18 protein-coding genes are annotated in these 18,228 nt (G+C 41.9%); 11 read left to right on the top strand and 7 right to left on the bottom strand.

From position 1 onward, the window contains the following. Positions 1–91: 91 nt before the first annotated feature. On the top strand, positions 92–511 hold the full coding sequence (gene folK, locus H7844_03305) for a 2-amino-4-hydroxy-6-hydroxymethyldihydropteridine diphosphokinase (GenBank protein MEO5356310.1): 420 nt from the start codon (positions 92–94) through the stop codon (positions 509–511). Here the strand turns inward: folK and hisH are convergent. The 5 genes from hisH to H7844_03280 all read right to left on the bottom strand — a co-directional run bounded on the left by hisH (position 498) and on the right by H7844_03280 (position 5,262). Beyond that, on the bottom strand, positions 498–1,112 hold the full coding sequence (gene hisH, locus H7844_03300) for an imidazole glycerol phosphate synthase subunit HisH (protein ID MEO5356309.1): 615 nt from the start codon (positions 1,110–1,112) through the stop codon (positions 498–500). The genes folK and hisH overlap by 14 nt on opposite strands. A gap of 16 nt (positions 1,113–1,128) precedes the next feature. Beyond that, positions 1,129–1,536: a bacteriohemerythrin gene (locus H7844_03295; protein MEO5356308.1), complete on the bottom strand. Its 408-nt coding sequence runs from the start codon at positions 1,534–1,536 to the stop codon at positions 1,129–1,131. A gap of 252 nt (positions 1,537–1,788) precedes the next feature. Continuing rightward, positions 1,789–3,489: an AarF/ABC1/UbiB kinase family protein gene (locus H7844_03290; protein ID MEO5356307.1), complete on the bottom strand. Its 1,701-nt coding sequence runs from the start codon at positions 3,487–3,489 to the stop codon at positions 1,789–1,791. A 31-nt stretch (positions 3,490–3,520) separates the two neighbouring features. Beyond that, positions 3,521–3,835 carry a phasin family protein gene (locus H7844_03285; GenBank protein ID MEO5356306.1) on the bottom strand — a complete coding sequence of 105 codons (315 nt, stop codon included), beginning with the start codon at positions 3,833–3,835 and terminating at the stop codon, positions 3,521–3,523. 56 nt (positions 3,836–3,891) lie between these two features. After that, positions 3,892–5,262 (bottom strand): hypothetical protein, encoded by a 1,371-nt coding sequence (locus H7844_03280; protein MEO5356305.1) that lies wholly within the window; start codon positions 5,260–5,262, stop codon positions 3,892–3,894. Between the two features lie 270 nt (positions 5,263–5,532). On the opposite strand from H7844_03280, the gene H7844_03275 reads away from it, so the two are divergent. Next, positions 5,533–6,939, top strand: a complete 1,407-nt coding sequence (locus H7844_03275; protein MEO5356304.1) for a sigma-70 family RNA polymerase sigma factor — start codon at positions 5,533–5,535, stop codon at positions 6,937–6,939. A 233-nt stretch (positions 6,940–7,172) separates the two neighbouring features. Continuing rightward, entirely contained in the window at positions 7,173–7,481 is a 309-nt protein-coding gene (locus H7844_03270) for a DUF433 domain-containing protein (GenBank protein ID MEO5356303.1), read from the top strand. 83 nt (positions 7,482–7,564) lie between these two features. Here H7844_03270 and H7844_03265 read toward each other — a convergent pair whose 3' ends face one another. Both H7844_03265 and H7844_03260 read right to left on the bottom strand, forming a co-directional pair. After that, positions 7,565–8,632 (bottom strand): response regulator, encoded by a 1,068-nt coding sequence (locus H7844_03265; protein ID MEO5356302.1) that lies wholly within the window; start codon positions 8,630–8,632, stop codon positions 7,565–7,567. Beyond that, complete coding sequence (locus tag H7844_03260) at positions 8,626–10,617, bottom strand: PAS domain S-box protein (protein MEO5356301.1); 1,992 nt, start codon at positions 10,615–10,617, stop codon at positions 8,626–8,628. Before H7844_03260 ends, H7844_03265 begins: the two co-directional genes overlap by 7 nt. 518 nt (positions 10,618–11,135) lie before the next feature. Here H7844_03260 and H7844_03255 point away from each other — a divergent pair. The 8 genes from H7844_03255 (at position 11,136) to mamM (ending at position 18,227) form a co-directional block, all read left to right on the top strand. Beyond that, positions 11,136–12,356 carry a hypothetical protein gene (locus H7844_03255; GenBank protein MEO5356300.1) on the top strand — a complete coding sequence of 407 codons (1,221 nt, stop codon included), beginning with the start codon at positions 11,136–11,138 and terminating at the stop codon, positions 12,354–12,356. A gap of 320 nt (positions 12,357–12,676) precedes the next feature. Beyond that, positions 12,677–13,192 carry a hypothetical protein gene (locus tag H7844_03250; GenBank protein MEO5356299.1) on the top strand — a complete coding sequence of 172 codons (516 nt, stop codon included), beginning with the start codon at positions 12,677–12,679 and terminating at the stop codon, positions 13,190–13,192. A gap of 43 nt (positions 13,193–13,235) precedes the next feature. Beyond that, a complete protein-coding gene (locus tag H7844_03245; GenBank protein ID MEO5356298.1) occupies positions 13,236–14,306 on the top strand; it encodes a rod shape-determining protein in 1,071 nt (356 codons plus the stop codon). 208 nt (positions 14,307–14,514) lie between these two features. Further along, a complete protein-coding gene (locus H7844_03240) occupies positions 14,515–14,760 on the top strand; it encodes a lipopolysaccharide assembly protein LapA domain-containing protein (protein ID MEO5356297.1) in 246 nt (81 codons plus the stop codon). A 4-nt stretch (positions 14,761–14,764) separates the two neighbouring features. Further along, positions 14,765–16,228 carry a hypothetical protein gene (locus H7844_03235; protein MEO5356296.1) on the top strand — a complete coding sequence of 488 codons (1,464 nt, stop codon included), beginning with the start codon at positions 14,765–14,767 and terminating at the stop codon, positions 16,226–16,228. Positions 16,229–16,267: 39 nt separating this feature from the next. After that, positions 16,268–16,426: a hypothetical protein gene (locus tag H7844_03230; protein MEO5356295.1), complete on the top strand. Its 159-nt coding sequence runs from the start codon at positions 16,268–16,270 to the stop codon at positions 16,424–16,426. Positions 16,427–16,428: 2 nt separating this feature from the next. After that, positions 16,429–17,352, top strand: coding sequence for a PDZ domain-containing protein (locus H7844_03225; protein ID MEO5356294.1), 924 nt, complete (start codon positions 16,429–16,431; stop codon positions 17,350–17,352). Beyond that, positions 17,325–18,227 (top strand): magnetosome biogenesis CDF transporter MamM, encoded by a 903-nt coding sequence (gene mamM, locus H7844_03220; protein MEO5356293.1) that lies wholly within the window; start codon positions 17,325–17,327, stop codon positions 18,225–18,227. The genes H7844_03225 and mamM overlap by 28 nt, the downstream gene beginning before the upstream one ends. The last annotated feature ends 1 nt before the right edge of the window (position 18,228 follow it).

Here is an 18,228-nt window from a genome sequence, read left to right as displayed (position 1 = left end):
CTACTTGGTATGAGCTATCGGCTGAGTATAATGTTTATCTCTCATGCCACCGGAAATTTAATTGCAATCCTTCATAAGTATAGGTTCAAACATGGGAGACAGGGCTGCCAATTGCTCAAGGGCTGTTGAGCTGCTGCAATCACACGCCGTGGTGGTTAAGGCTGCATCCTCAATGTATGAAACCCGCCCCTGGGGTGTAACAACTCAACCGGATTTTATAAACATGTGTGTGGAAATTGATACAATTTTTCAGCCCTCCGAGCTTTTAACTATACTCAAAAAAATTGAAAGAGATATGGGACGCCGGTTGATTTACAGGTGGGGGCCTCGTGTTATAGACATGGATATTGTGTTTTATGAAGATATGATAATAAAGACCGCAGAGCTTCAAATCCCACATCCTCATATGCACGAAAGGGAGTTTGTGTTAAGGCCGCTTTTGGAGCTTGCCCCCCATAAATTACACCCGTTGTTAAATAAAACGGTGATGGAGCTGCTTAATGAGCTTTAACGAATTTACCGAAGTTTTCTAAAATCTTAAGGCCTGCCGCCTGGCTTTTCTCAGGATGAAACTGCATAGCAAACACGTTGTCTTTCCACACCATTGAGGTAAATCCTGCTCCGTAGGGAGTTACACCGCAGATGATGGAACTATCTGTGGGTGCTACGTAGTAGGAATGGACAAAATAGAAATACTTTCCGTCCTCTATACCGTCAAAAAGCGGCGGCCTCTTTTTCAGCGATACAATATTCCAGCCCATGTGAGGGATTTTAAGAGTTTTATCCTGAAACCTGACAACCTTGCCCTCAAAGATACCAAGCCCGGCAGAGTTTCCAAACTCCTCCGATTCGGTAAAAAGCAGCTGGAGGCCCAGACATATGCCAAGAAGCGGCTTTCCTTTTTCAATTGAGCGCCTTATAGTGTCAATGAGGTTGAGATTTTGCAGATTCCGCATACAATCCCTGAAAGCTCCAACCCCCGGAATGACCACTCCACCGGCGTCTTCAATATCACCTGCCTGAGCCGTGACCCTTGCATCAATCCCCGCTTTAAGAAAACCCTTCTGCACACTTCGGAGATTCCCCATGCCGTAATCCACTATCGCTATCATAATAACCCCTGAGCGGCTATTTAACGCCCTTACTGTTTAAAAATTCAGAGTACTTCTTGTCTGTGCCCAGTATGTGTTTCGTGAGCCAATCTTTTAGGAAATTCATAAGCAGCAGATCAACCATTGCCCTGCCGGCTTTAAATTGAGCCTCAAAACTCATTACCTTTTGAGTTAAATCATCATGCTCCTGTTTGTGAATCGCTGCGTACGGGTAGCCATGTTTAGCCAATAAATTCTCTTCATTGATAAAATGGTACTTTGTGTACTCTATAAGTTCCGTTAAGACCGGCTCAAGTGCTTCCTTGCCCTTTCTTGCCGTTACAGCGTCAAAAAGGTCATTGATTATCTGTATCAGCTTCTTGTGCTGATCATCAAACTCCCTGACATGTACACTCAGGTTGTCAGTCCATGTTATAAGTGGCATCTAAACACTCCTCTCTTTTCGTTTAATACCATGGTGCATTCATTCGATTAACTTTGCCGGCTTGTTCGAAAGCTCCTTGACGTCTCCCCTAAAGGGGAATCCCCTGTAAGGAGAGGTGTCGCTTTCTCCCAGCCGCCTCTGTGTTACTCTTTTGACTGCAACCCGGTATAAGTTCTGTAAATAATATCCAATACCGCCGGTATTATAAAAGAAATGATTGTAAAATTAACAGACATATTTTAAAAAAATATGTCAGAGCCTTCCGGAGCGTATTATGGAAATAATAAGCCATATGCCAAGGAAGAAGGCTATCATAAAACCCAGTGTCCCGATTGCCGGCATATCAAAAATCTTTGCACCTTTGCCGGACATAGTCAATATGGCGGAGCTCATTATAATTGAGGCGATTACAATGCTGAAAGAAAGACGGTTGGTGGAGCGGTCAAAATCCCTTATAATGCGTTCAATGCCTATTATGTTAAATTTTACAATGAATTCATTGTTTATCATCTTTCTGAGCAAAACACGCATCTTCTTAGGAGTGTCAACAAGGGAATCGGCCAAATCTGAAATATTTTTGCCGATCTTATCATAAAGTTTTTTTGGTCCGTACTTTTTCCTCATGAGCATGGAGGTATAAGGGGCTGAGGCTGTTATAAAGTTAAAGTCTTTATCTATTTCCCTCACTATACTGTCAACCATGAGCATACACTTATCTATCAACAAGAGCGAGGACGGAATCTTTAGTTTATGCTTAAGGGAAAGATGGGTTATAGTGTCAAGGTACTCGGCAAAGTTAATCTCGGCAAGGGCCGTATCATAAAGCGGAATAAGAATTTCCATCATATCGTTAAGAAACTCCCTTCTGAACCGGTCTATATCTATTTCCTCCGTGACCATTCCAATGGTTATAAACTCATCTATGAGACTCTCGAAATCCTTGTTGACAATGGCTATAAGTATTCCGGCAATGCTTTCCATCACATCCGGTGTAAGCCACCCAACCATGCCGTAATCCACTATGCCTATTACGCCGTCATCCATAACAAAAAGATTCCCCGGATGAGGATCGGCATGAAAAAAACCATCCTCAAGAATCATCTTAAAGTATGCGTTTACAAGACTCTCCGCTATCTCCCCTTTGTCTAATCCAAGTTTTTCTATGGCCCTTACATCATTTATCCTTACACCCTCTATACGCTCAAGAACAAGTACTCTCTCAGATGTATAGGCAGGATATAATATCGGGATTTTTATGCTTTCAACACTCCTGAAATTCCTGGTAAAACGCTGTACGTTTTTAGCCTCTTCCATAAAATTCAGTTCTTTCTTTATGGTTTTCGAGAACTCCTCGACTATTCCCACGGGGTTAAATATTTCCGTTCCGGCAATGTACTTAAGCATCAGGGCAGCCAGAAATTTCATGATGCTTATGTCGGTCTCAATAACCTGGCGGATGTTTGGTCTTTGTACTTTAACAACCACCTTTGTGCCGTCATAGAGAATTGCCTTATGTACCTGTGCAACAGAGGCTGCGGCAATGGGTGACTGCTCTATCTCAATGAATATTTCATTAATGGGAAGGTGGAGGTCTTTTTCTATTATTTCCCTCACCTGATCAAATGGAAACGGCGGCACCTCATCCTGTAGTTTGGCAAACTCGGCGGCATACTTCTCTGTTATCAGGTCAGGGCGTGAGGACAGGATTTGAGCCAGTTTTATAAATGACGGCCCCAGGTCTGAAAACGCCCGCCGCAACCGCTCCGCTATCGTTGTCTCTATCAGCTGTCCCTGAGTAAGTATTTTCAACCGCTTCCTAAACGGTATCAGGCGGTTTAAGTTCAGCTGCTCTATAAACTGTCCAAACCCATGCTTTGCAAGTATGTTTAGAATCTGGGTTATTCTGTTTATGTTTTTATATGTTTTTGTAAGTTTTAGAATTTCTGAAAACATTTTTTATGCTTACACTGTTCCCTGTTAAATTTTACTCATCTGTTTTTTTTGTGCCCTCAAGAGCACTTATACGGTTTGAAAGAGAATTCACTTTCTTATTTAGCTTGTCAATATCATCTTTTGTGGCAAGGTTCATTTTCTCTAATGTTTTGCTTACGGTCTCTGAAAGGTTCGATGACAAATCGCTGCCTGTTTTTCCAAGTTTTTCAGACCACTCTTTGACCATCTTCATTCCCTGGGATTCGCTCAATTCCCCTTTTTTTACCAAATCCTCTACAAACTGTTTCAGCATCTCCTGGGCTCCAAGGGTTGCCATCATAAACTCCTTAAGGGTATCAAATATCATCTGTCCTCCTTAGTTTTATTAGATTTTAACATAAAAGCCGGTATAATGGAAAAATATTATTTCCTGTCCCATATTTCCACTGTTCGCTTACCGCCATGAAAATGTAAAACCGCCGTTTTCTTGTGAGTTAACATTAAATAGCCGGTTAATTGGGGGTCATCAAGGGCAATAGTATCTCCGTCAAACCATAAAACAAAGGGGATATCCGCCATGTTGTATTTAAACGGGTTGCCGTAGTCGCCGCTTTTATATACAACATGGTAACCCTCCTCATGCGTTGGCGGATACAGGTTACAGAGGTACCAAAACTGCGGCTCATTTATAACAAGTGCCGCAGAGCGTTGTCCAACAACTGTGTTGATTTTTTGAGCTGTGACAGCTATTTCACGTTTATCTTTAAAACTCATAGCATAACGGGCAGGCACGTATAGGGCTGCAGCGGCAGGGCCTGTAAGGGTCAGGATAAGGGCTGCGGCTGTTACCTTCTTGAAATTACCTGTAGAGGTCTCTTCAAAAAAGAACTTCACAGCAGCATAGATGAGCAGGATTATTCCATAGGGTAAGAGCAGTTGAAAGTAGTGGGGATAGGTTCTGACATACAAGGGAGCCGTGTGGCAAAGACAAAGGAACGTAAAAATAAACAAATTAAAATCGAATTTTCTTAATAGCACAACCACCGGTAAAATCAGCACTACTATAAACCACAGTCCCCTTGTGCTAAAAAGAGCGGAGAGCATTTTTAGTATTCCCTCCTTTTCATATCCGTGTCCGCTTATTTTGGAAATGAATATCGCCACATCAATGTGAAGCAGTTGAAACATCACAAGGGCTGTTAAAAGAAAACCGCCACATAGTAGAAGACCCCGTAACAGGCCGGTTTTAACATCAAATCCATCCTGTTTCCTGAAAATTAAAAGTAAAAGGGACGGAAGCACTAAAACTCCGTACTGTTTGGACATGACTGAAAGTAAAAGACATGCACCTGAGGCAAGAGCACCGGCTTTAGATGAATTAAGCAGAAAAAACACGGCGGCAAGAGAAAATAAGTTAACAAAAGGCTCCATAACAAACCATGGTCCGTCATACGCTAAATAAAAAAATAAAAATAAAATGCCGCTAAATACAGAGACAACCGTGCTCTTAAATAACCTCTTTGTTATTAAAGCCAGCACAAAAGATGAGGCCGCCTCAATAGTTAAAAGGGCAAATCTGTATATTATATCGCCGCCACCGATAAGTTCTCTGAAAATCAGATAATAGTAGTAACTTACAGGCGGGTAATTCATTGAGATGTCCACATATGGCCGCAGCCCGTCACTAAGCCGCTCTGTGACGGAAAGATAACAACCGCCGTCAGGGTTAACCGGAAAAAGAAAAATTATTCTGATCCATGAAAAAAGCAGATATGCCAAGAGCGGAATTGACATTAAAGCGAGGGCTCTTTCTGCTTTTTTCAACTCCATTTTAGAAATAGTAACATACTTTTAAAGTATTTAGTGACAATTGCTGATAAGTAATAATATTTTTTGGATTTTTTTTATTAATATGTTATAATATTTATTTGTGCTTGTTAATATAGTTGTATATGATGGATACTGAAAATAGAGAAAGGTGACAAGGAGCCGGAAAAAAGCCTCCGGGCTCGGTGGCCGGGAGTTATCACATAGTAACCTTTTTATTTTGGAGAGCTGGTGACAATGAAGGAAAAAGACATATTTGAAGAGATAATAAGCATTGGCAAAAAACGTGGCTCGCTTACATTTGATGAAATAAACGATGCATTGCCCTCGGAGTACTTTTCACCTGATGAAATAGAGGACTTGATGGATCTGCTTCAGGACATGGGAGTGAAAGTTGTGGATCAGGAACGGGCTGCTGCAATGGCGGAGGCGGCGGAGGAGGAGGTAGAGGGGTACGAAAAGACTGAGGATTTGGTACAGGCTTATTTTCATTCAATGGGGGATATTTCGATACTCAGCAAAGATGAGGAAACGGAACTGGCAAAGAGTCTTGAGGAGGGGCGTGAGATTATAAAAGATATCGTGGTATCGCTTCCTCTTTTTAAGAAGTTTGAGGATGGCCTCGATCTCAGTGATGATACCCTTTTGGAGGACGAGCGGGCGGAGGAGGCGCTAAAGATGACCCTTGAGCGTCTTGAGGAGATATCGGAGTCCGTCAGGGTGCTTGATGACAGAATAAACTGCAATGGTTCTTTAAAGGAAATAAAGAAACTTGTCAGCCTTAAGCAGTTTGAGAGTGAGCATCAGGAGCTGATATTTAAAGAAATAGTGGGTGAGTGCAAAAGGCTCGAAAACGAGATGGGCATAAAGATTGATCTCTTTAAAAAACACTGGGAGCGGCTTTCACGGGCACACGAGCTGGTAAGTAAGGCAAAAAATGAGCTTATAACAAGAAACCTACGGCTTGTTGTCAACATTGCAAAGAACTATGTAGGCAGAGGGCTGCCTCTTCTTGATTTAATACAGGAGGGCAATATCGGCCTTATGAAGGCTGTGGACAAGTTTAAGTATGAAAAGGGTTTTAAGTTCAGCACATATGCCACATGGTGGATAAGACAGGCTATAACGAGGGCACTGATAGACCAGACAAAGACCATAAGAGTGCCGGTTCATATGATGGAGTTTTATAATCGGGTGACGAAGGTGTCGAGGGAGATTACGCAGTTGTTGGGACGTGAGCCGACAAATGAGGAAATAGCGCAAAAACTTGAGGTGCCCCTCAGAAAGGTTGAGGAGGTGTTCAGGGCTATTCAGGACCCCATAGCGCTTCAGACCCCTGTTGGCGATGAGGACACCGAGCTTGAGGATTTTATAGGGGATAAGAACAGTCCGTCGCCGTTTTCCGACGCCGAAAAGAGTGAGGCCTCCGAGTATGTGCAGAAAGTGTTAAGAACTCTGTCGGCAAAAGAGGAAAAAGTTATAAGGATGCGTTTTGGTATAGGTGTTGACAGGGACCACACGTTGGAGGAGGTTGGAAGGCATCTTTCGATAACAAGGGAACGTGTCAGGCAAATTGAGGCTAAAGCGCTGAGAAAGCTAAAACATCCAAGCAGACTGAGAGCACTTAAGATTTTAACGTCCTGATTTTGGGGGAACTCCTGTTTACCCTCTTAACCACTATAGTTTCTGGATTCCCGTTTTCGCGGGAATGATAAAAAAAGAAAACATTATCGTATTTTTTCGTATTGTTTTTTACTTGAGCCAACGTTTCCTTTTCGTATAGTTTTTTGATGAGGCAATTCGCTCTGATTAAAGGATGTTTTTTTAATGTTTTTGTATTTTGTATTGGTTTTTGTTATACTAAATTGAGGAGATTAATGATGGGTTTTAAAAGAATTACAGTTTGTCCAGATCAAATGTGCGATGTTCCATTTGTACCAGAATTAAGTATTCCGGTAACGACTATATTTAGTATGGTTGCAGAGTTCATGAGGGAAGACGAAATTTTAAAAGTTTTTCCTGATTTAGAACGTAAAGATATTCAAGAGATTCTAATGTCTGCCTCTGAAACTTCTTTGTTTCGTGTATCACCTTGTGTGGATGAAGAAAGGCAAAAAATATTTAAGGAAGCACTTATTTATATAAATCAAAAATTTGGACGGGTTTTAAAGAGATTGGCAGATTGATTTGGATCCTGTTTTTCTTGGACTTGATGAAATTATAGAAATTCATATTGACCAGATAAATCGTTATGGTGGAGCACTTGGCATTAGGATATATATATATCTTTAAATATATGAGCGCAGTTTTTAAATGCCTCAAGCACTTTAGGGTCAAAGTGACTCGGCATTGTTCTGCCATCTCCCTTGGTTAATATTTCGCAAGTCTTTTCATGTCCAAACGACGGCTTATATGGTCTGCTTGTCATTAGGGCATCGTACTGGTCACAGATATTCACTATCCTTGCTTCTAAGAAAATATCCTCTCCTTTCAAACCTAAAGGGTAACCACTGCCATCCCACCTTTCATGATGACTAAGTGCCACTGCCTCTGCTAATCTTATCTGTTCATTGTTTGATCCTTTTAATATGTCAGCTCCTATATTTGTATGGGTTTTTACTATATCAAACTCTTCATTGGTTAGTTTTTCGGTTTTTAGTAAAATACTTTCAGGCACACCTATCTTTCCAACATCATGCAGAGGGCTGGCAAATGCTATCTTGTCAATGAAATCTCTGGGCATTCCCAACTCCTCTGAAAGCACTACGGCATATTGTTTTACTCTTAAAACATGTTCGCCCGTCTCCTGGTCCTTATATTCTGATGCTTTTATCAGACGGAACATTACTTCATTATTCAATTCAGTTATCTTACTAAAAGCGTCTCTTAATTCTTTTGTTTTGAGCGACACTTCTTGTTCCAATTGCTTTTTATAGTTTTTTTCAATCTTCAATAAATATCTAAACCGTATTGCCCTATCTACCGCTAAAATAAAATCTTCAGGTCTGTACGGCTTTAGTAAAAAATCAAATGCTCCCCTTCTTATTGCGTCTATCGCCGCCGGTAACTCTGCATATGCTGTCATCAAGATTACAGGTTCTTCCAAATTTCTTTTTCTCATCTCGGCTATCAGCTCCAAACCGGTAATATTCGGCATTCTGATATCGCTTATTATTATGTCATACTCTCCTTTAGGAATTCTCTCTAACGCTATCCTACTCTCCGGCTCTGTATCTACGTCATAGCCTTCAGATTTCAAAATCATCATTGACGATTTGAGTAAAAAAATATCATCATCTACAATGAGTATTTTTCCTTTGCTGGGTTGGCTTAACAATTTAATATCTCTTTAATCTTGGATAACAACTTAACTGTGTTAATAGGCTTGTTTAAATAATTGAATTCCTCTTCTTTTATCAGCTTATTTTCTAAAAAATCGTCCGTATAGCCGCTGACAAAGATGACCTTAGCATCTTTGTTCATTTTTATTATTTTATCGTATGCCTCTTTACCATTCATCTTTGGCATTATAATATCCATTATTATTAAATCTACATTGTGTTTGCTATACAGATTTACCGCCTCTTTACCATCCGCTGCGGTTATCACCTGATAACCTACTCTTGTCAACACACGAGATGTTATCTGTCTTAGAACATCATCGTCTTCAGCTAAAAGAATGCACCCTTTACCATACTCATAATCAGTCTCACCACTAAGCAGCAGTTCTGCATTAGTAATAAAATTATAGGTCAGGGGAAGATATATTGAAAAAGTTGTCCCTATGCCTAATACGCTTTGTACGTCAATGTATCCTTTATGTTGTTTTACAATCCCATAAACCGTGGCTAACCCAAGTCCGGTTCCTTTTCCCACTTCTTTTGTAGTAAAAAAGGGATCAAATATCTTTTTAATTAGCTCTGTGTCCATTCCTGTCCCTGTATCTGTAATACTGAGTAAAGCATATTCCCTGGTTTTTTCCACACTCATTAATTTCAGAAATTTTTCGTCAGATTTTACTTTTTGTAAATTAATATCCAATTTCCCACAGTTGACCATCGCATCACGTGCATTGGCAGCTAAGTTCATAAGCATCATTTCTATCTGGTTTCTATCGGCATATATGGGTAAATCTTTTTCATTTATTTCAATATTTAATTCAATATCTTCATCTATCAGATTAGCTAAGAAGTCTTTCATCTTATAAACAATATCACCAAGATTCACTGTATTAAACTCAAATGCATGCTTTCTGCTAAATACCAATAAACTCTTTGTAAGATTTGACGCTCTGTCTGCCGATGCTTGTATCTCATCTACAAAGTCTTTTAATTCCTCTGTTGTTATATCATTTATTTTTCTTTTTATCAAATATACATAGTTTGAAATTGAAGAAATTATATTATTAAAATCGTGAGCTACTCCACCGGCAAGCTGTCCTATTGATTCCATCTTTTGAGAATGCCGCAGCTCTTGTTCAATCAACCTCTTTTCAGTTATATCGACAACTCCTGCTATTATTCCATCATATATCCCAAATTCATCAAACATGGGTGACAAGTCTGCCATTGCGTATAGTTTAGTGCCGTCTTTTTTAGTAAATCTTAACTCCAAATTCTCGTAGTTCCCCTCCCGCAATTTTTCTTTAACATCCACCAACAAGGGAATATCCGATTCATCTAAAAATTCCTGTGCCTTATGTCCAATTATTTCCTCAGCATTGTACCCCAGCATATTTGCCATCGCAGGATTTACATATACAGCAGAACCCTCTTTATCAAAGACACATATGCCGGCGTGATGCAGTTCAACCAATCGGCGATATCTCCTCTCACTACTTTGAAGTTTACGTTGTGCCGTTTTATGTGTTGTTACATCACGAAAACTCCATACCCGTCCAATTACATCATTGTCCATTTTTTGCGGCTGCGAGTATCGTTCAAAAAACCTTCCATTCTTAAATTCTATAGTATCAAAACTCGATTTTAAGGGGTTATCGTAAAGGTTATTTACTTTTTTGAGAAATTCCTCCGGATCGCTCAACTGTTTGAGCACATAAGAGATAAGTTTGGCGTCATCTTTAGTGGACAATAAGGAATCCGGTATTTGCCACATCTGCACAAATTTCTGATTAAAGTACGTTATATTTCCTTTTCTGTCCACAACAAGAATACCATCGGCAGTCGAATCAAGGGTTGAGAAAAGAAGTGATTTTATTTCCTTATAGCTATGCCGTAGTTCTCTCTTGCATTTATCTAAAAGATGTTCCAGCTCTGCTACCCTATCGATTAGCTGCTCTTTTGTCTTATCTGTATTGTCCATCTGTCATGGTTTAGTGTGAATTGGAAATCTATCAGTCATTGAAATTACAGACAGGGCGTAAATTTTTGTCCACGCCCACTCAATGTACGATGAGTTGCAGCAAGTTATCCTGCCACAGCCACTATACCAACTATAGACTTTCTACGTCAAGGAGCTTTTGACGATGCCGACAAAGTTAATCGAATGAATGCAACCCGGTATAAAACTGTCTCTGATGCGATAGAGAAGCGGGGAGCTGAGGCTTGTCAATGGTGTAAATAAATATTTTTATTATTTTTATTTTTTACTTGACTTATTTTTTTTTTTTTTCTGATAATATGTCGTAATGAAAAAAGTGTTATTTAAGGTTTTTTTGTTAATGAAGGAATATCTTGCTTTGGAAGCGGTGGTTTTATGAGAGGACGGAGACATTGAAGTATCTCAAAAGGCTTGTGAACCGGCAGGAAAGGGTATTAAACAAAATGTGTATTTGGCTGTGATACCATAAATATTATGAACATATAAAAGGGAGGCAGTAAATGTCGGAAGAAAATGACCTTCAGTATGAGATAGAAAGATTGAAATCAAGATTGAGTGATATGAATTCACAAGAGGATTCACAGAACGCAGTACCCCCTGCGCCCTCAATTAGTGCTCCGCCGCCTGTCTATGACAGACCGGTGTCGGATGCACGGATTGAGTCAGCATACCGGACTACGGAAAAGGCGACTGTTACCACTGATAAGGAGCCCGGGCAGGTTGCCGAAAGTCCTTATGGGCCTATTGGGATGGATATTGGTACCAGCAATATCGTCCTGGCTCAGAATAAGGGTAACAGCATCCATGTAGTGAAACAGGTAAATGCCTTTTTCACAATCCCACAGTCGAGGTTTACCAAGTCAATTCTTAATAAAAATGAGGTCACATTTATAGAGTTCGATAAGCAATATTATATAATCGGCTATTCTGCAGAAAACTTCGCAAACATGTTTAATACCAATACAAGGAGACCGATGGAAAGGGGATTTCTAAGCTCCCGTGAAAACGAAGGCATAACCCTCATGCAGTCAATAATAAAAACCGTCGTGCAAAAACCCAAGAAGTTTGGTGAGATTCTTTGCTACAGCGTTCCGGGTGACCCAGTCGGCAGCGCTGTGCTTTCGATAGGGCACCAGTCAATTTTAAAGATGTTTTTTGAGACCATGGGCTATACGCCGGTTCCGATAAATGAGGGGCTTGCTGTGGTTATGTCGGAGCTTGCCGACAATAATTTCACAGGTATCGGCATAAGCATGGGCGGGGGCATGTGTAACATTTGCCTGTCGTATTTATCCGTGCCGGTCATCACCTATAGCATCCAAAAGGGCGGAGATTATATTGATGAGATGGTAAGCAGAGACGTTAATGAATCAGCTACCAAGATAAAGGTAATAAAAGAGGAGGCGCTGGACCTCTCAGTACTGCCCACCAATAAAGTGGAAATGTCCCTTCATATTTACTATATGGACCTGATTAACTCACTTGTCAGGAGCTTACAGCAGGTGATTGCCTCCTCTGATAAGGTTCCCAAAATCACCTCTCCAATTCCAATAGTGTTAAGCGGCGGAACGTGCATGCCGAAAGGTTTAAAGGAAAGAGTGGAAAAGGCCATAGGAGCTGTGCGTTTGCCGATAGAAATCTCTGAGGTTAGGACGGCGGTGGATCCGTTAAATGCCACATCAAAGGGAGCCCTCGTAATGGCCATGAGCGAGGAGCGGTAATAAAATATGTTGCCGATGAGGAAGTCCTTACCTCGTTTGCCGATATAATCGCTAATGTGGTGAACTACTCAAAATAAACAACTTACTCAAAATAAACAACTTACTCAAAATAAAAATTTGACTTTACCTGTTGGTTTATGTTATACAATAATGTTTTTGTAAATGATGTAGTTAAAGTTTAGATTATCAATAAAAATATTTGCTTGACTTTATTTTGTTTATTTTTATAGAATTTTGGCGTTGTATCGGATGTGTTCGTCTGTAATAATTATTGCAGATGTAGATGGTACTGGAAACGGTGGCCTATTAAGGAGGATTGTATGAGAGTGCCGAATGTGAAAGTAGATTATGATGACATAAAGAAAGTGCTGGACTCTTCCGTATCAGGGAGCGTTGAAATACTTAACGAATCATGGCTTTACACTTATGCCTCTATGGAATACTCTGTGCTGGTGGTGTATAGTTATGTGGTAAGAGGGGGAAAAGCGGTAGGGGCGCCGATAGCTAAAGTAGCCGTTCCGCTTAAAGGGATAGTCGCCCCCGTTAGAGGCGTCATGCAGCCGATAAAAGATTTGACAGACAAGGCGGCAAAGGAAATTAAAGAAATCCTGCTATACATAGAGAACCTGATAAAGAGGCGTAGTATGCGCCTTACTAATATAGAGCAACGGCTTGAGGCAATTGAAAAACGTCTTGCTTACATAGAAAAGCATGGCATAAGTTTGGCTAAAAAGAGCAAGCTGTCTGAGCCTAAGAAAAAACTGAGTGATTCAAAGAAATCTTTTTTGAAAAGTATAGTTATGGAAAATGTAGAGCTGCGTTCGGAAATGAAATGATCAGCAAATCTGAGTTTTTAAAAAAGCTAACGGGAGAACAATAATGTCTGACAGAAATATACTGAACGTCGGCATAGATTTGGGAACATCACGAAGCGTAATAGCCTGTGACAACGGCATACGGACGTTTGTGTCGAGCTATGTTGGGTATCCAAAAGATGCAATATCGAAAAAACTCCTTGGTAAGGATATGGCATTTGGCGATGATGCTTTAAGGAACAAGATGGCGGTAAATTTGTACAGACCTTTTGATAAAGGCATGCTGAAATATACTGATGAGTTGACGGAAAAGGACGCCGGATATCAGCATTCAATAAATGCAGCAAAGGACTTGTTGCGTCACTTAATAGAAATTGCTAAAGAGGGCAGCACCGATGTTGAGGGCGAATTTATAGTAAGAGGGGTTTTAGGGGCTCCTGCCATGGCAAGCAGAAAAAATAAAAAAGTACTGCTTGAAATCGCCGCGGGTATTCTTGACGATGTTATGATTGTCTCAGAACCTTTTGCCGTAGCTTACGGGCTGAATCTTCTTAATAATGTTTTAATTGTGGACATTGGCGCCGGGACAGTGGATCTGTGCAGAATGCACGGTACTATGCCCTCAGATGATGATCAGATTACAACGACTAAAGCCGGAGACTATATAGACTCGGTATTTTACGACCTGATTATGAAAAAGCACGGAAACGCTAATTTCACAGTAAACATGGTAAAGAGGTTTAAAGAGGACAACGCCAATATATCGGAACATGGCGACAGTATTTTCATAGAGATACCGGTAAAGGGCAAACCTGAGAGACATGATGTAACAAATGAGCTGAAGATGGCTTGCAGGGAGATTGTTCCTGAGATAGTAGAGGGTGTTAAGAAACTTATCGCCACCTTTGATCCCGAGTTTCAGGCGGTTTTGAAAGAAAACGTATATTTAGCCGGCGGCGGCAGCCAGATAGCAGGGCTTAAAAAAGAAATTGAAGATTATATGAAAATACACCTCGGTTACGGCAAGGTTACAAGAATTGAGGAAACTCTTTTTGCCGGCGCAAACGGAGCTTTATTGCTCTGTAAGGATATGCCTGAGGAGTATTGGAACGAAATCGGCAGCAAGAAAAAATAGATTTTTATGAGTCACAGCGGTACAATACTGCTAAGTGTAACGGGGGCTGAGTACTTAGGGATGTAAAGCTTGGTCGTAGGGCCGGGGACGGTAAGGGCTTGAGGAGGTTAAGAGTAACATGTGTGCAGGGCAAAGAGGATACATACATACACGTATGGCCTTTAAATGTTGTTTTTATAACACAGCAAACATGTTGGACTGAACCATTATGAGAGATTTTATACTGCTAAAATTCCTGCCTGCTTCAATAGCTATTTTTCTTACTGTGGTATTCCTTGATCAGAATCAAATGCAGGTTCCCGTCAAGGTTTTTTTTGGAAGCCATGTTCACGTGAATTTAAGTTTGATTATAGTTTTTAGCGTAGCGCTGGGTGTTGTAATGACGATAGTGACTTATCTGATAATAAAGAAGATGCAGGAAAAATTAAAAAGAAGAAAAGAAACGGAGATTTAATAGAATGGGAAGAAAGCGAAAAAGTGATAAAAAAAGTGATATGGAGGTAACTATGGCCGATGAATATAATAATGAGAATGTGAAGAGTGAAGAAAACTTGGAAGAGACACATAGTGAGGATGAAACTCCTGCCATAGCGGCTGAGGAAAATGCTGTGGAAACGGAGGCAGCTGTTGAAAGCTCAGATATGCCCATAGTGCCGGATGTGGATGAACCCGCCCCGACTGAGGAAGTGACAGAGGTAACATCAGCGGAAGAAGGAACAACAGCAGAGACTGTAGTAACAGAAGAGACTGTAGTAACAGAAGAAGCTGTGGCAACAGAAGAGGCTGGTGTACCGCAGGAGAGAGAGGAAGAATCTCCGGCAGCTGAGGAAAAAGTTGAGGAGCCGGCGGTGGAACCCCTAAGGGCTCAAGAGCAGGCCGATGAAAAACAGCCTGAGAAAGAGACTGTAAAGAAAAAGAAATTTTATGAGGAAGTTGAAAATAAAGATTTCAGATATGTAATGGAACACCTTGGTGATTATGCGGTGACAATTACGGAGGATATGGGGGACTTTTTTGCCACAATGGGTAAAGTTGTGGCGGAAGGTGCAGTAATTTCCGGTAAGGCAATAGCAAAGGCCACGACTGTTACGGCAAAGGCCACAGTTGACGCCGCAGAGTCTTTGGGAGTAGGTGAGCTATTATCCAAAGCCGGCAAAACAATAGCCGATGGGGCTGTAATCTCCGGCAAGGCTATAGCAAAGGCAGCCTCCGCTACTGTGGATGCCTCTACAAATCCTGAGACGCTCTCTAAAATCGGCGGATTTTTCTCCTCTATGGGCAAAACAGTAGCCGATGGGGCATCAGCCACCGGCAGGTTCTTTGCCAATACAACATCTGCCGCGGCAAAGACTTCTGCAGACGCAGGAAAAGGCTCCGCCCGAGGGGTCATCATCTCTTATGATATACGCCGTTTAAAGAAAGAAAACGAAAAACTCATCACCTTGCTTGGCAGGAGGATTTTCGAGGGACAGATTTTGTCTGACTTACTAAGGGATGAGGAAGCCGCAGGGTATCTGAGTAAACTGAAAGAAAATGAAGAAAAACTCAATGAACTAATAAAGGAAAGACAAGAGCGCCTGTATCCAACATGCTGTAAAGCGGCTGAGGTCGCACCGGAGGAGCCTACGGTTGCTGAGGTGGTGGTAGTGGATGCGCCGTTGATGTCTGAGGCTGCCCCTGAGGAGCCGATGGCGGTTGAAGCCGAGGTACAACCGGAGAGTGTTTACTCTACCCCTGAGGAGCCGGTGGCGGCTGAGGCTGAAGAGGTTGTGCAAGAGGCGGCTATTGATGAGCCCGAGAGTGCAGCCGGTGAGCAGCCGGCTTCTGAGGTTGAGACCAAAGACGAATCAGCGGAAACTCAACGCTTGGAAGATAACAATAAAACTGAATCCGGTGACAAGACAGAGGAAGAAAGATGGTAGAGGTGGAGAGAAAGCATCCGTCAGGAGGTAATTTCAACAATGGCTAAGACTATGATTGGAATATTTCTGGGAGTATTTACCGGCGCTATAGCTTATGAGGTGCTTAAGCGCAATAATCCAGTTTTACTTGAAAAGATAAAGAATAAGGTAAAGCAGAAACTCGATTGCATGTTGGAGCTTAAGGCAACGGAGACATAAAAGTGAAAAACATCTGGAAATCAGTTAACTTTATTCTCGTTGTGTTGATAGTGGTGACAGCCTCGTATCTTTTAATCTTCAGCCCTGAGAAGTTTATGGGCGGGAAGGAAAAGCAGGAGGAAGAACTCATAAAAAGGGTAAGGCAAAATGCAATGAATCCATCTCTTGTGGCTATGAACCGGCAAGGGGATTTGATGGACCCTAATGCCGTCCCGGGAGCAAACAACTACGGCCCTAGCTACAACAACGGTGCCGCCCCACAGGCAGCCGAGCCCAATGCTGCAGCAGGGTGGCGGATTGACCCAAAGGATATGTTTTGGACCGCTAATGCCGACAACACCACCGCACCACAGCCTGCCGCCCCCTCTGTTAATACCGCCATGCTTGAAAACATACTTCAAGAAGGGCACTGGATAGGACTTGAGGTTGTGCCGCTTACACCGCAGCTGGCACAAGCCAACGGGATTGCTCAGAACATCTCAGGCGTGCTTATAGATGAGGTAACTCTGCTTGCCGCAGCATCGGGCATATATGCAGGGGATGTGATATATGCAGTTAATGAGACGCCTGTAAAAGATCTGCACTCATTTAAATTGGCGACAAAAGCTGTTGCAAACAGCACTGAGGCGGTGGTGGCGGTTTACAGGAAAAACGCCGATATAAAGATACCGGTAAAGTCACCGGAGGCCCTAGGTGTGGCTCAAATGGAAGCGGCTCCCATGATATTTTCAACAGACAGAAGCCCCCACGGCTACTACGGCCCGTGTGATAAATGCCACTCTATCGCTAAAACGGGGAAAAACACGGGGACATTGACAATGGACTTAGGTGATGCGCTTCCAATTGCACCACCCCCAATTAAGTGGGGCGCACAACAGCCGCACAGAGACAGAGGAACATGCACCAACTGCCACAAAATAATATAATTTACGCAGAGTGTTACCAGTGCTCTAAAACTGCGGGCTGGACCGCCGTCAGCGCCAATCTGCTTCTTGCCGTGTTTAAGGCTATAGTGGGTATAATAAGCGGAAGCCGTGCAGTGCTGGCGGATTCCCTGTATTCCTTTAAGGATTTTCTGACCTCCCTTGTTGTCTTTATAGGAGTGCAGGTATCTGGTAAGCCGGCCGATGACGGACACCCTTACGGGCACGGCAAGATTGAGTATGTTTCCATTTTCCTGATAAGCATACTGATTATAATAGGCACTCTGTTTTTGTTAATTCACTCGGTCAAAGATATTTGGCACGCTTACCACGGTGTGATTTATAAACCGAAGCTGATAGCTCTCTGGGCTGCCGTCATTTCCATGATAGCCAACTACAAGCTCTCGTCATATTTGTACTGCGTGGGTGAGAAATTAAAAAGTCCGGCTGTGGTGGCCAATGCAAAGCATAATCATTCGGATGCTGTGTCGTCCGCCTTTGTTGCAGGTGCAGTGTTACTGACAAGGTTTGGGTTCTATTTTGCCGACCCGCTGGTTGCTGTTATTGAAACACTGGATTTGATAAGGCTTAGTGCAGGGATGTTAAACGATTCTTTTAAAGGAATAATGGACTCATCGCTGCCCAAAAACGTGCTTAAGGAGATGGAGATGACAGCCATGCTGGTGCCGGGTGTAAGGCGTGTGGCAAGGGTAAATGCCAGAAAGGTCGGGCATGGAATATGGGTGGATATGATTATTAAAGTTGACCAAAGTCACACTCTTGATAAGGGTTATTTAATTGGAGCACAGGTGGAAAACACGCTGAAAGCTAAAATGGGCAATATCAGCGGTATAAATATGGGCATAGAGGCATTTTAGG

Source organism: Nitrospirae bacterium YQR-1 (assembly GCA_039908095.1).
Taxonomy (GTDB): Bacteria; Nitrospirota; Thermodesulfovibrionia; order Thermodesulfovibrionales; family Magnetobacteriaceae; genus Magnetomonas.
Note: the sequence above shows the minus strand (reverse complement) of the source record. Positions and strands in the feature narration are given on the sequence as shown.

Bases quoted from the DNA above. Each gene is read 5' to 3' on its own strand.
- H7844_03255 (MEO5356300.1), top strand. From the start codon at position 11,136: ATGTCGGAAGAAAATGACCTTCAGTATGAGATAGAAAGATTGAAATCA.
- H7844_03295 (MEO5356308.1), bottom strand. From the start codon at position 1,536: ATGCCACTTATAACATGGACTGACAACCTGAGTGTACATGTCAGGGAG.
- H7844_03280 (MEO5356305.1), bottom strand. From the start codon at position 5,262: ATGTCAATTCCGCTCTTGGCATATCTGCTTTTTTCATGGATCAGAATA.
- folK (MEO5356310.1), top strand. From the start codon at position 92: ATGGGAGACAGGGCTGCCAATTGCTCAAGGGCTGTTGAGCTGCTGCAA.
- H7844_03250 (MEO5356299.1), top strand. From the start codon at position 12,677: ATGAGAGTGCCGAATGTGAAAGTAGATTATGATGACATAAAGAAAGTG.
- H7844_03285 (MEO5356306.1), bottom strand. From the start codon at position 3,835: ATGATATTTGATACCCTTAAGGAGTTTATGATGGCAACCCTTGGAGCC.
- H7844_03240 (MEO5356297.1), top strand. From the start codon at position 14,515: ATGAGAGATTTTATACTGCTAAAATTCCTGCCTGCTTCAATAGCTATT.
- H7844_03230 (MEO5356295.1), top strand. From the start codon at position 16,268: ATGGCTAAGACTATGATTGGAATATTTCTGGGAGTATTTACCGGCGCT.
- H7844_03235 (MEO5356296.1), top strand. From the start codon at position 14,765: ATGGGAAGAAAGCGAAAAAGTGATAAAAAAAGTGATATGGAGGTAACT.
- H7844_03290 (MEO5356307.1), bottom strand. From the start codon at position 3,489: ATGTTTTCAGAAATTCTAAAACTTACAAAAACATATAAAAACATAAAC.
- H7844_03245 (MEO5356298.1), top strand. From the start codon at position 13,236: ATGTCTGACAGAAATATACTGAACGTCGGCATAGATTTGGGAACATCA.
- hisH (MEO5356309.1), bottom strand. From the start codon at position 1,112: ATGATAGCGATAGTGGATTACGGCATGGGGAATCTCCGAAGTGTGCAG.
- mamM (MEO5356293.1), top strand. From the start codon at position 17,325: ATGCACCAACTGCCACAAAATAATATAATTTACGCAGAGTGTTACCAG.
- H7844_03260 (MEO5356301.1), bottom strand. From the start codon at position 10,617: ATGGACAATACAGATAAGACAAAAGAGCAGCTAATCGATAGGGTAGCA.
- H7844_03270 (MEO5356303.1), top strand. From the start codon at position 7,173: ATGATGGGTTTTAAAAGAATTACAGTTTGTCCAGATCAAATGTGCGAT.
- H7844_03275 (MEO5356304.1), top strand. From the start codon at position 5,533: ATGAAGGAAAAAGACATATTTGAAGAGATAATAAGCATTGGCAAAAAA.